Raw genomic sequence first — 13,626 nt, forward strand, 5'->3', positions numbered from 1 at the left:
TACTCACGGATGAATGGTTCTGTCTGGACGTTTGCCTCATGTTCACATATTTTCTTTTATATACTGCAGCGCTTCTTCTACATGTCCCTTTACTTTCACTTTTCTCCATTCTTTGGCGATCTCGCCGTCTTTGTTAATGATGAAAGTGGAGCGCTCGATTCCCATGTATTCTTTGCCGAAGTTTTTCTTAAGCTTCCACACTCCGAATTTTTCTGCTGCCTCATGTTCTTCATCAACAAGAAGGAGAAACGGAAGGTCGTATTTTTCCTTGAATTTTTCGTGACGGCTTTGCGGATCCGTGCTTACGCCAAGAATGACGGCATCCACTTCTTCAAAGCTTTTATGCTGGTCTCTGAAATCACACGCCTGAGTCGTGCACCCCGGCGTCATATCTTTTGGATAAAAATAAAGGACTACGTTTTTCCCTCTGAAGTCAGACAGCTTCACTTTTTCCCCAGTATCTGCTGTCAGTTCAAAATCAGGAGCCATTTGGCCGGCTTCGATTGTCATCGTATCATCCTCCGCTAAAATAGGTTTACTAAAAGATTACCCAATTCAGCGGCAGGATACAACTTATGACACTTTATCCATGCCCCATACGGTTCTTGCTACAAACACCGCCGGAAGCACATAGCCGATCAGCGCCTCAAGCACGGCAAGCAGGCGGCCGAACCCGATGGGCACAACATCCCCGTATCCCAGGGAAAACAGCGTCACCGCACTGAAATATAAGCATGTATGCAGCCGCTCAAGGTACGTCCCTTCCAATATCACCCCATTGTCCACCAGCACCACAAAGCCGCTAGCGTCAAGGATCAGGTACATCATACTGAAACCAATCAATATGGAAAGATACAGAAAGATCACGATCAGCAGGGTGTCAATGGAGAGAAAATTCCTTCTCGAAAATGTCCGGATGAAAATGTTGAAGCTCATCAGCAGGCACAGCGTTACAGCTACCGCAAAAAGCCCTCCCATGTATGCAGCACCCCATGTCCAAAACAGGTAATGATACAATATATACAGGAAGGCTTTGTTTATTCGGCCTGTCTGAAAATTACGGCTGTCTCTTGAGCATCTGGACGAAAAACAACAGGCTGAAAGACAGCAAGATCAGGATTCCCGTTAAAAGCCATGCAAGGTTCATATCACCTGAGTCCATGGCAATATAAATAGCCGTTGCCGCCGTCTGGGTCTGACCGGGGATATTGCCCGCAAACATCAGACTTGCCCCGAATTCCCCAAGGGCTCTTGTAAAAGAAAGCACCACTCCGGTTATGAGAGACGGAACGGCAAGAGGCAGCGTAATGTGCAGAAACGTCTGCATCCCTCCTGCCCCGTCCACCCTGGATGCATCCTCAATTTCCCTGTCCACCATCTGAAAACCATGCTTTGCCGCCTGATACATAAGAGGAAAAGATACCACTCCTGCAGCGATGACAGCGGCCCACCGGGTAAAAATAACCGGAGATCCCATGACCTGCTCGATCAGCCTCCCTGCCGGACTGTTCACCCCAAAAATGACAATCAGCAAAAATCCAACAACTGTAGGCGGAAGAACAAGAGGAAGCATTAAGAAGGTTTCAAGGAGCGTCTTACCCTTGAACGAAGCTCTCGCCATCAGTCTCCCAGCGAATATCCCGGCTCCAGCCACAAAGATAGTTGAAATCACTGCAACCTGGACGGACAGCAGAACCGGCCCGCTTGCATCAGTCCACATGTTCGTCACCTGCAGGCAAAACAGCAAATCCGTACTTTTTAAATACCTGCTTTGCCCTGTCTGTTTTTAAAAAATCATAAAAGGCTTCTGCTTCTTTCGGATGCTTCGTTCTCTCCAGAACACCTGCCGGATAGACAATATCCCCATAAGAATCAGGATCGATGCTTTCCTGCTTCACTTTTTTGGACTGCAGGGCATCTGTCCTGTAGACAATTCCCGCATCGACGTTTCCTGTCTCTATATATGAAAGAACCTGCCTGACGTCCTTTGCAAAGATGGTTTTCGCTTCCACCATGTTCCATATACCGTGATATTCAAGTGCTTCTTTTGCATAAGCTCCCGCAGGCACAGTTTCAGGAATGCCGATTGATATTTTCCTTGCCTCGGGCAAGTCCTTAAACTGCAGGCCGCCGCCGGCTGTAACCATAACAAGTTCATTCCCCAGATAGTCCATTTGATGCGATGCGCTTATGTATCCTTTTTTGCTCAGCTCCGTGAAAAATGGTTTGGAAGCCGATATCAGCAGATCTGCGGGAGCACCCTGTTCGATCTGCTTCTGAAGGGAACCGGTTGAGCCGAAGTTTATTCGCACTTCAATAGAAGGATTTTCCTTTTCAAACTGTATTTTTACCTCCTGAAGAGATTCCTTCAGGCTTGCTGCAGCCGAAATAAGCAGCACGGTTTTCTTTTCGGAGGGTGCCTGTCCCCCGCAGGCGGCAAGAACAAGACATAGTAAGAGTAAGAGATAGTTTCTGTGCACAGGTGCCCATCCTTTTCATAGGTTCATTATTTCTATTATACTAGTCTCATGTGACGTTTTTCATCTTATTTAAACGTGCTAGAATAGACAGCAGACTTATTTTTCAGGAGGATTCTATGAATTTCACAAAATCTGAACAGCTTCATTCCGAAGCATTAGAACATGTTGTCGGCGGGGTGAACAGCCCATCCCGTTCGTATAAAGCGGTTGGCGGAGGGTCGCCGGTTGTGATGGAGAGAGCGAACGGAGCTTATTTCTGGGATGTGGACGGCAACAAATACATCGATTATCTTGCTGCGTATGGCCCGATCATCACAGGACATGCCCATCCGCATATTACAAAAGCCATTCAAAAAGCGGCAGAAGACGGCGTACTTTACGGGACCCCTACTCCGCATGAAGTGAAATTTGCAAAAATGCTAAAAGAAGCCATGCCGGGCATGGACAAGGTCCGCTTTGTCAACTCAGGTACAGAAGCGGTCATGACGACCATCCGTGTAGCCCGCGCTTATACGGGACGCGACAAAATCATTAAATTCGCAGGCTGCTATCACGGACATTCCGACCTTGTGCTCGTGGCAGCAGGATCCGGTCCTTCCACCCTTGGCACCCCCGATTCGGCAGGCGTGCCGAAAAGCATTGCCAATGAAGTCATCACGGTGCCGTTTAATGATATCGAACCTTTTAAAGAAGCGCTTGATAAATGGGGAGATCAAATCGCCGCTGTGCTTGTTGAGCCGATCGTCGGCAATTTCGGGATTGTCGAGCCGCTGCCTGGATTCCTTCAAGCAGTAAACGACCTGACACACGATGCAGGAGCACTCGTCATCTATGATGAAGTCATTACAGCCTTCCGCTTTATGTACGGAGGAGCGCAGGATCTGCTCGGCATTACTCCTGACCTTACTGCCCTCGGCAAAATCATCGGCGGAGGTCTTCCAATCGGTGCATACGGAGGCAAAAAAGAGATCATGGAACAGGTTGCCCCGCTTGGACCTGCTTATCAGGCGGGAACCATGGCCGGAAACCCTGCTTCCATTCTGTCCGGCATTGCCTGCCTTGAAGTTCTGAAGGAAGAAGGCGTCTATGAAAAGCTGGACAAACTTGGCCAGATGCTTGAAGAGGGCATCCGGAAGCATGCAGAAACCCACGGCATCCCGATTACGATGAACCGCTTAAAAGGAGCCCTCACCATCTACTTTACGACTGAGAAAGTAGTAAACTATGATCAAGCTGAAAAGACTGACGGCGAAATGTTCGCCAGGTTCTTTAAGCTGATGCTTCATGAAGGCATCAACCTTGCTCCGTCCAAATATGAAGCATGGTTCCTCACTACAGCTCACACGGAAGAAGACATCGCACAGACACTTGCAGCAGTGGAGCGATCATTCAAACAATTAAAGACTGTATAAATATACAATTTATTCAAACAGGGATTTTCCTCCCTGTTTTTTTCTTTTTTCGCACATGTTTGAAAACGTTTACAAATAAGCCATTCAACCTTTTGCATGAATATTTAAACTTTTCTGCTATGTATGCCCCCTTCAAAAAAATGCATAAATAATTGAATTTTCACAATCTAAATGATATGATAAGTATTACATTTCTGAAAATTTTGTTATTAAATCTCACAAAGAAATCTATGTTTTTACATGATAGATTCATATTTTACCCGGGAGGTGAAGGCTATAAGCGGGAAACGAATTCCCCTTTCAAGCCGCTTTTATGAGAGAAAACTGGAGCCCAAGTAAGTTTAAGGACTTTCACAACGCAGAGCATGACGCTTGCGGCATCGTGTCAGTCATCGAGAAAAGGAAAGTCCCGACAAAAGAAAATATCGACCTCTGTATTGATGCCCTCGTGACGATGAACCATCGTGCAGGTTTCATCAATGGCGAAGGTGACGGAGTCGGCATCCATATCGACATTCCAAGAGCTCTTTGGAAGGAAAAGCTTGAGAATGCAGGCCTTGACCCGGCGCTTGCCGAGCGCGGAGATTTCATTGTCGGCCACCTGTTTCTATCCAAAAACGAAAACCCGGATACACTTAAAAAAGAAATCAGGCAGCTTCTTTCTGATAAAAACTTCGAACTTCTATTTGAAACGGACAAAGTAACAACTTCATCTGCACTTGGACCCATCGCTTTACAAGAAGAACCTCTCTTTTGGCAATTTGCCGTGATTCCTGCTGGAAATTCTGATTCCCTGAATAAGGATCTATTTGAGCTGACGATACAAATCGAGAAAAATCATCATGTGCATGTGGCATCGCTCAGCCAGCATGCAGCCGTCTACAAAGTAATGGGAGCAGGAGATGTTCTTCCGAAGTTCTATCATGACCTTGCAAACCCGCTTGCAGCGTCAACGATGACTCTTGGCCATAACAGGTATTCTACGAATACGCTTTCTACTTTTTTTCGCGTGCAGCCATTCAGCCTGCTTGGCCACAACGGAGAAATCAACACCATTGCCAAGCTTCGCGATGAAGCAAGAATCATGGATGTCCCGCTTACCGACGGCGGCAGTGATTCCCAGGATCTGAACAGAACGATTGAAACGCTTGTCGCACGAGAAGGATACAGCCTCTTTGAAGCACTTGACGTTCTGTTCCCTCCTATTATTAATGAAATCAAAGCTTATCCAGATCATCTGAAGGATTTATATACGTACATCCGCGAGGCATGGGGACACTTTGCACAGGGACCTGCCGGCATTATTTCAAGATTTGCCGATGAAGCTGTCTTCAGTGTCGACGCACTTGGCCTTAGACCGCTTTGGAAAGTGGAATCTGTTTCTTCCTATATTTTCGCATCAGAGCCGGGAATCATTCCGAACTCCCTTTATGCGGGCGAACCAAAGCCGCTTGGACCCGGAGAAAAACTTGGCCTTAAGTGGAAAGAAGATGAGATGGAATTGTTTGAATATCCATCCCTTCAGGAAGAAGTCTACAAGCGTTTCTCAAGCAGACTTGAAGTGGACGGCTACAGAGAACGGCTTCTGCACCCTGTCAGCAAAGGCAAATGCTCTGCTTCGCCTATTTTCAAAGTCCACAACGGACATTATGCTGCTTTCGGCTGGGACCGCGAGCATATCCAGCTGCTTGAGCAAATGGCTGAAAAAGGCGCTGAGCCGATCCGCTCGCTTGGACACGACGGACCGCTTGCAGCCATCCATCCGGACCGGAAAAACATCGCAGACTTCATTAAAGAAAGTGTTGCGGTTGTTACGAATCCGGCGATTGACCGTGACCGCGAATCCGAGCACTTTTCAATCCGATCGGTTGTCGGCAAACGTCCTTCGCTGACAGAGCAGCATGATAAAACGGCGATGATTGAACTGCCGTCACCGCTTCTGCTTGAAGGCAAGCTAGGCATTATGGCTTCTGAGCAGATTGACCAGCTGCCATATGAAGAAGTCATTGACTATTTTTCAAAAGAAAAGCAGCTTCACGTCCTTTCAGCTGTCTACACAGAAGATGAAACGCTTAAAGACGCTCTCAACCGCATGAAGCTTGAAGCCATTCATGCCGTAAATGACGGCGCTGTCCTGCTTGTCCTTGATGACAGAGAAGCACATCAAAACGGCAAGCTCTGGATTGATCCGCATTTGGTCACATCTGTCATTGATCAGGCCCTTGTAAAGGAAAGCCTGCGCAGAAACTGTTCGATCCTTCTCCGCACAGGGGCGGTCAGATCCTTGCATGACATTATGGTGGCTTATGGATTAGGAGCAAATCTGATCAGCCCGTACATTCTGTTTGCGACGGTTGCTGAAGAAGAATCGGCGAAGCCTGCGGTCAATTTGTATGAGTCATTAAATAAAGGCCTTGAAAAAGTCATTTCGACGATCGGCATTCATGAGCTGCGCGGATACGGAAGACTCTTCTCCGCTATCGGGTTGAATGAAGAAATTGAAAAAGAACTGAACATCGTTAACTTCCTTGGCTCTCCTTCTTTGAAATTCAATTTTGAAAGCATGAAGGCAGATGCAATTGAACGAAGCAGCGATTTTGAAAATGAAAAAGCACGTCCGAGCAAAACGTTCCACATCTTCCCGCGGATCTGGAAAGCAATCGGCGATGTGGCGAAATCCGGAGATTATGAAGGCTACCGCGAAAAGCTGACAGAGCAGGAAGAAAGCAATCCGATTACAATCCGCCATCTGACTGATCTGAAAAAAGGAAAGTCTTCTGTCCCTAAAGATAAAGTCAATATTGGCGTCGGCGATCACAGCCTTCCGTTTGTCATCGCCTCCATGTCATTCGGTTCGCAAAATGAAGTCGCGTTCCGCGCATATGCAGAAGCGGCAGAGCAGCTGAACATGGTGAGCTTAAACGGTGAAGGCGGCGAGATTAAGGATATGCTCGGGAAATACCCGCGTACCCGCGGCCAGCAGATTGCGTCAGGACGCTTTGGCGTAAACGCCGAGCTTCTGAACTCATCAAACCTGCTTGAAATCAAGATTGGCCAGGGTGCAAAGCCTGGTGAAGGCGGACATCTTCCAGGTTCAAAAGTAACAGCAAAAATTGCTGAATCACGGAATGCTACAATCGGTTCTGACCTTATTTCTCCGTCAAATAACCATGACATCTATTCGATTGAAGATTTGGCGCAGATGATTTCAGAGCTGAAAACAGCCAACGATCAGGCGAAGGTTTCTGTAAAGGTTCCTGTTGTTCCAAACATCGGGACAATCGCAGTGGGAATCGCAAAAGCCGGCGCTGACATCATTACACTCAGCGGTTTTGACGGCGGAACAGGTGCTGCGCGTATTCATGCCCTTCAGCACGTCGGTCTTCCTGTTGAGATCGGGGTAAAGGCGGCGCACAACGCCCTGCTTGAAGCCGGTCTCCGTGAAAAAGTGGAGCTTTGGGCAGACGGCGGCATCAAGAGTGCGATGGACGTCATGAAGGTCATGCTGCTTGGCGCCAACCGCGTCGGCTTCGGTACTCTTTCAATGATTGCCATCGGCTGTACAACATGCCGCGGCTGTCATTTGGATACATGCCATGTTGGTATTGCGACACAAATTGAGTCCGAAGCACAGGCGAAAGAGCACGGTCTTCGCCGATTTGTTCCTAGAAAGTACGACCCGTCTGTAGAAGGACTCGTGAACCTGTTCAGCGCGTTCGGTTCAGAGCTTCAGACATTGACTGCTTCCCTTGGCTTTACAAATCTTCAGGACCTTGTCGGACGCTCTGATCTTCTTGAACAGACCCGAGGCAAGGATGAAATGGACCTGTCCCTTCTTCTTGAGACGCTTGAAATCCAGAACCTCTCACATAAAGAAGTGGCAGCAAGTCTTGAAAGCAAGCGTCTTGCAGTTGCTGCAGGAGCAGAGTACCTTGACTATGACGAAAGCGAACTTCACAGCTCAAGAGAATTTTCAAGCGTTACATCCGAGCAGCGCATTCTCGGCAGCCGCGTTTCCTGTCACAGGGTCCGCGGACGTCTTGACGGTTCATACCGCAAACTTGACGATATTGAGCTGCACTACAAAGAAGGTTCTATTCCGGGCAACGGACTTGGCGCCTACAACTCAAGCGGCATCAATATCCGCGTAGAAGGCGGCGCCCAGGACGGCACGGGTAAAACGTCCTTTGGCGGTACGATTCAGGTCTTCAAATCAAAAGGAGCAGACGGAAACTATTACAACGGTTCTGTCGGAAAAGGCTTCGGTTACGGTGCACAGAGCGGCCTCCTTCTCGTTCAGGGGAATGCAGATGCGCGTGCAGGCATCCGCTTATCAGGTGCCGACATGATCATCGGGGGAAAAATCACAAAGCCAATCCCTGCAGAGGAAAATGGCAATATCGGGGTAAATGCCAACATAAAAGGATTTGCATTTGAGTATATGACGAACGGACGCGGACTTGTCCTCGGCGATCCTGGACCATGGATCTGTGCAGGCATGACCGGCGGCGTCGTGTACGTCAGACACCAGCCCCAACTCGGCTTAACAAAACAGGCGCTAGAGCGCCGTGTTGCCAAAGGCGCCAAAATCGAGATCTCATCTCTGAATGCAAAAGGCAAAAACGATGTAACAGAGCTTCTGACAACTTACATCGAATCACTTGAAAAACACGGACAGCGTGATGAAGCAAATGAACTGAAGCCGCTTCTGAACGCAGTCGGAGATCACTTCATTCAGCTTGTTCCAGTTAAAGAACAGGCAGATCCATCTGTATCGACTGAGTGATTGCGGCACATTAAAAATAACACCTGCTATGCGGGTGTTATTTTTTTTACACAAACGGCATAGTTCTAAGTGGTACCGGATAAAAAACTTTCGAAAAAAGGCTTATTTTTTTCATGAAAACGGGAAAAAGTAACTTGAATAATTTCTTTTAACATTGTATAGTCATTACTTGTTTACCAGACAGATTTTTCTGTCATAAGGTCCATTATCATATCAGTAAAGAAGGGAATGTAGATACACACCCAATGAAACTTGGTGCCCGCATTATCAAAACGGGGATTGCCATTACACTGGCTCTGTATTTGGCCACTCTTTTAAACATACCGTCTCCAGCCTTTGCCGGTATCGCCGCGATTTTTGCGATACAGCCTACGATTTATCGCTCTTATCTATCTGTTATCGAGCAGGTTCAGGCAAATGTCATCGGAGCAGCCTTTGCCATTTTATTCGGGCTGATTTTCGGTCCCCATCCGTTTGTTATCGGTTTAACTGTCATTATCGTCATTGCGATTAATTTAAGAATAAAGATTGAAAATACAATTCCGGTTTCAGTCGTAACCGTTATTGCGATTTTGGAAAGTCCCGGCGAAGATTTCATTGAATTTGCCCTGATCCGCTTTGGAACAGTTCTCCTCGGCGTCTTATCAGCATTCATTGTGAATCTGATTTTCATTCCGCCAAAATATGAAACAAAGCTGTATTACAGAATTGTGGATAATACAGAGGAAATTATTAAGTGGATCCGTTTTAACACGAGACAGGTGTCGGAATACACGGAGCTCAAGACAGATATTGAAAGACTGAAAGAAAAAATGATGAAGCTCGATCAGCTTTATCTAATGTACAAGGAAGAACGCGCCTATTTCAAACGCAATATTTATGCAAAATCGCGCAAGCTGGTGCTTTTCAGACAAATGCTGGTGACCACCAACAGGTCGCTTGATACCCTGAAAAAGCTGCACCGCCTGGAAAACGAACTGCATCACCTGCCGGAGGAATTCCAGAGCATTCTCGCAAATGAGCTGGACTATCTCGTTGATTTCCACGAACGAAGTCTGCTGAAATTTATCGGGAAAATCAAGCCCGAGGCACCGGTGGAGTTTATTAAAGAAGGGCAGTTCAACAAACAGGAGCTTGTTGATACCTTTATGAACTTTAAAGGAAACTGCATTGACCAGGAGTGCTTCTACCACCTGCTGCCGCTTATCGCCATCATCATTGATTACAGTGAACAGCTTGAGCATCTTGATACGCTGATCAACAGCTTCCACAGCTATCACAAAGAAGAGAATGAACTTCAAATATCGGAGCAGGAAGAACCAAGTTAAACACAAAAGCGTAAGCGCCTCGAACAGATCCGATAGGCAGATAAGAATCCGCCAGAAAAGTCCGGTTTTGACTTTTTTGGCGGATTTGTTCTGACAGAGGATTTAGGCACTGGAGCTGGACGAGGATAAAACTTATTAAAGTCAACCACACTCTAGCACTTGAAAAATTTCATCAAGCGACGAAAAAGGACTGAACGGAAATCGTTCAGTCCTTTTTTGTTATTCAGCGGCAGAAAGCTCGCTTTCTGTCACCCACTTGTGATTCTTCACTTCTTCGCCGCCGTCTGAAGGAACAAAATCAACCATGTAGACAGTCGTTTCTTCGGCTGAGTCAATCGTTGCCTCAGCTCCGTCCATACCTTCCATATGATCGGCTGCAAGGGTCACTTTGTCTCCTTCTTTGTATGGCTCTTCAGCTGCATCTTTAATTTCTTCATGAATGACCCATTTATGGTCTGTTACCGGATCTCCGCCTCCTTCTGGAGTATAGGAAACGGTATAAACAGTTGTGTCATATGCACCCGCAATGGTCGCCTCCGCACCGCCCATGCCTTCCATGTGGTCAGCGTTCATAACAGCTTTACTTCCTTTTTCAAACGCAGGATTTTCAGCTTCCTTCAAACCCTCAGGCAACTCGCCTGAACCTGAGTGGTTCATGCCTTCGTGACCGGCATGCTCAGAAGACTCCTCCTTCTTCTGCCCTTCATTTTCATTCGCACACCCTGCAAGCGTCAGCGAAAAAGCTGCAGCAAGAGCAAGCATCATAGATTTTTTCATCTCAATCATCCTTTCGTCATCGTCTAAAGTAATTTTAAAAGAAGATTGTGCAGAAAGTGTGCATATAAGCAACTCGCAAAAACTGTATTGCCACGGAATCTGCAGGAATCGGAGAATTGGTGGCACTTATCAGAAAGATAAGAACCCTCAAGAACAGGAATCTAAGTATTGATGGCACTTATCCAGGAGATTAAGACCCTCAAGAACAGGAATCGGAGAATTGATGGCACTTATCCAGGAGATTAGGACCCTCAAGAACAGGAATCGGAGAATTGATGGCACTTATCCAGGAGATAAGAACCCTCAAAAACAGAAATCTAAGTATTGATGGCACTTATCCAGGAGATCAGAACCCTCAAGAACAGGAATCGGAGAATTGATGGCACTTATCCAGGAGATTAGAACCCTCAAGAACAGGATTCTAAGAATTTGATGGCACTTATCCAGGAGATTAGAACCATCAAGAACAGGAATCTCAGAATTGATGGCACTTATCCAAGAGATAAGAACCCTCAAGAACAGGAATCGAAGATTTGGTAGCACTTATCCAAGAGATCAGAACACTCAAGAACAGGAATCGGAGATTTGAAGGCACTTATCCAAGAAATCAGGACCTCAAGAACAGGAATCTAAGAATTGGTGGCACTTATCAAAGAGATCAGAACACTCAAAAACAGGAATCTAAGAATTGATGGCACTTATCGGAGAGATTAGAACCCTCAAAAACAGGAATCTAAGAATTGATGGCACTTATCCAAGAGATAAGAACCCTCAAGAACAGGAATCGGAGATTTGATGGCACTTATCCAGGAGATCAGAACCTTCAAAACGAAAGAAGGACGCTGACCCAGTCAGCATCCTTCTTTCGTTTTGAAGAAATCAAGTAAACTCCCCCTCAATGCTTCCCCTTAGGATCCAAAGCATCACGCAATCCATCCCCCATTAGGTTAAAGCCAAGAACCGTCAGCATGATGGCAATACCAGGGAAGAAGAGTGTCCATGGTGCCTGTACCAGGTACTGCTTAGCATCTGCGAGCATTTTGCCCCACTCAGGGTTCGGGGCCTGGGCTCCGAGTCCGATGAAGCCTAGGGCAGCTGCCTCGATGATGGCCGTTGCGATGGCCAGGGAGGCTTGTACGATAATGGGCGAAAGGCTGTTTGGCAGCACGTGCACGAAAAGGATCCGTGTATCACTTGTGCCAAGGGCTTTGGCGGCCATGATATACTCTTCTTCTTTTACGCTGAGAACCTTTGCCCGGATCAGTCTTCCAAAGTTCGGAATGTTGATGACGGCGATAGCAATCAGGGCATTTTGAAGGGATGGGCCAAGGATGGCTACGATCGCGATGGCAAGCAGGATGCTTGGGAACGCGAGCATGATGTCAAACACCCTTGAAATGATGCTGTCGATGACGCGGCCGTAATATCCGGCAAGGATTCCAAGCAGCGTTCCGATCACAGCTGATCCAAGGACGGAGAAAAATCCCACCCAAAGGGATATACGCGCGCCGAATAATACCCTTGAGAAAATATCTCTTCCAAAGTCATCTGTTCCAAACCAATGCTCGGATGACGGAGGAAGCAGGCGTTTTGAAAGCTCCTGATCATCAATGCCCTGCGGTGCAATAAGCGGGGCAGCTATGGCAATAAAGATAAAAAATAATACGAGAACACTTCCTGCGATCGCGAGTTTATTTTGCAGAAATAAACGGAGCTTCTGCTGAAAAGGGGTGATGACCTTTTCCTGTTTGATGATGGCTGTCTTTTCTTCTTGAAGTGCCGGCAGTGACATGGCATTCTCCCCCTTTTCTAGTATTTAATCCTCGGATCAATGGCTGCATACAAGAGATCGACGATCAGATTGATAAAAACAAAGATGGCGGCAATGACTAAGATGCCCGACTGGATGACCGGATAATCCCGGTAGCTGATGGCATCGAAGATATACCTGCCCATCCCCGGCCAGCCGAAGATGGTTTCTGTCAGGATCGCGCCTCCGAGAAGCAGTCCTGTTTGAAGTCCGATAATCGTTAAAATTGGAATGACTGCATTTTTCAAAGCGTGCTTGTACACAACCCAGAACATGTGAAGGCCTTTCGCTCTGGCTGTTCTGATAAAATCAGATTCCATCGCTTCAATCATGGTTGATCTTGTAATTCTTGCAATAATGGCCATCGGGATTGTAGCAAGAGCAATTCCCGGCATCAGAATATGCTTCAGCACCTGAACGAACTGATCAAACCTTCCCTGCAGAAGGGTATCAAGCAGGTACAGATTCGTGATGCTGTCTACAGGATTTCTGATTTCCTCCCTTCCTGTTGTCGGCAGCCAGCCAAGCTTGATCGAGAAGACGTACTGCTCCATCAGGCCAAGCCAGAAAATCGGCATCGACACACCAACTAAGGCAATGATCATCGCTATGTAATCGAACCATGAATTGCGGAACCAAGCGCTGATGATCCCCGCATTAATGCCGACAACGATGGCAATGACCATCGCAAAGATTGTCAGTTCCATTGTAGCGGCAAGATAAGGCGTCATCTCTTTACTTATGGCGGCACCTGTCCGGATGGATTGACCGAGATTACCTGTCAGAAGTCCGCCGACGTAATCAAAATACTGTATGTACCATGGCTGATCGAGTCCAAGCTGCTGTGTTAATTTTTCAATGGCCTCCTGTGTTGCACGCTGCCCGAGAATGACCTGTGCCGGGTTCCCCGGTATGGCTCTGATGATGGAAAAGACAACGAGCGTCATTCCGATCAGAACAGGTATGAGCAGACCGATTCTTCTAATTGTATATGAAACCATTTTCTCACCTCTCTTAAGCGAATAGTGCCTCT

General features: G+C 47.0%; 10 protein-coding genes. 3 read left to right on the forward strand and 7 right to left on the reverse strand.

Going from position 1 to position 13,626, the window contains the following annotated elements; all coding sequences use genetic code 11:
- Positions 1 to 42: 42 nt before the first annotated feature.
- The 4 genes from bcp to modA form a co-directional block, all read right to left on the reverse strand.
- Positions 43 to 510 (reverse strand): thioredoxin-dependent thiol peroxidase, encoded by a 468-nt coding sequence (bcp, locus tag MHB63_05495; protein ID MEK3806031.1) that lies wholly within the window; start codon positions 508 to 510, stop codon positions 43 to 45.
- A 63-nt stretch (positions 511 to 573) separates the two neighbouring features.
- Complete coding sequence (locus MHB63_05500) at positions 574 to 978, reverse strand: ion channel (protein ID MEK3806032.1); 405 nt, start codon at positions 976 to 978, stop codon at positions 574 to 576.
- Positions 979 to 1,057: 79 nt separating this feature from the next.
- Positions 1,058 to 1,720, reverse strand: coding sequence for a molybdate ABC transporter permease subunit (modB, locus tag MHB63_05505; GenBank protein ID MEK3806033.1), 663 nt, complete (start codon positions 1,718 to 1,720; stop codon positions 1,058 to 1,060).
- On the reverse strand, positions 1,710 to 2,480 hold the full coding sequence (gene modA, locus MHB63_05510) for a molybdate ABC transporter substrate-binding protein (protein MEK3806034.1): 771 nt from the start codon (positions 2,478 to 2,480) through the stop codon (positions 1,710 to 1,712). Before modA ends, modB begins: the two co-directional genes overlap by 11 nt.
- Before the next feature lie 116 nt (positions 2,481 to 2,596).
- Between modA and MHB63_05515 the strand changes: the two genes are divergently transcribed.
- From MHB63_05515 to MHB63_05525, 3 genes are all read left to right on the forward strand, one after another.
- The gene (locus MHB63_05515; GenBank protein ID MEK3806035.1) at positions 2,597 to 3,892 is read left to right on the forward strand and encodes a glutamate-1-semialdehyde 2,1-aminomutase; all 1,296 of its coding nucleotides are present in this window, start codon (positions 2,597 to 2,599) and stop codon (positions 3,890 to 3,892) included.
- Between the two features lie 313 nt (positions 3,893 to 4,205).
- Positions 4,206 to 8,678: a glutamate synthase-related protein gene (locus MHB63_05520; protein ID MEK3806036.1), complete on the forward strand. Its 4,473-nt coding sequence runs from the start codon at positions 4,206 to 4,208 to the stop codon at positions 8,676 to 8,678.
- A gap of 245 nt (positions 8,679 to 8,923) precedes the next feature.
- Positions 8,924 to 10,006 carry an aromatic acid exporter family protein gene (locus MHB63_05525; protein ID MEK3806037.1) on the forward strand — a complete coding sequence of 361 codons (1,083 nt, stop codon included), beginning with the start codon at positions 8,924 to 8,926 and terminating at the stop codon, positions 10,004 to 10,006.
- Between the two features lie 219 nt (positions 10,007 to 10,225).
- Here MHB63_05525 and MHB63_05530 read toward each other — a convergent pair whose 3' ends face one another.
- The 3 genes from MHB63_05530 to MHB63_05540 all read right to left on the reverse strand — a co-directional run bounded on the left by MHB63_05530 (position 10,226) and on the right by MHB63_05540 (position 13,594).
- A complete protein-coding gene (locus MHB63_05530) occupies positions 10,226 to 10,783 on the reverse strand; it encodes a YdhK family protein (GenBank protein ID MEK3806038.1) in 558 nt (185 codons plus the stop codon).
- 895 nt (positions 10,784 to 11,678) lie between these two features.
- On the reverse strand, positions 11,679 to 12,575 hold the full coding sequence (locus tag MHB63_05535) for an ABC transporter permease (protein ID MEK3806039.1): 897 nt from the start codon (positions 12,573 to 12,575) through the stop codon (positions 11,679 to 11,681).
- Between the two features lie 17 nt (positions 12,576 to 12,592).
- Positions 12,593 to 13,594: an ABC transporter permease gene (locus MHB63_05540; protein MEK3806040.1), complete on the reverse strand. Its 1,002-nt coding sequence runs from the start codon at positions 13,592 to 13,594 to the stop codon at positions 12,593 to 12,595.
- Positions 13,595 to 13,626: the final 32 nt, after the last annotated feature.

Source organism: Bacillus sp. FSL H8-0547, assembly GCA_038002745.1.
GTDB lineage: Bacteria > Bacillota > Bacilli > Bacillales > Bacillaceae > Bacillus_P.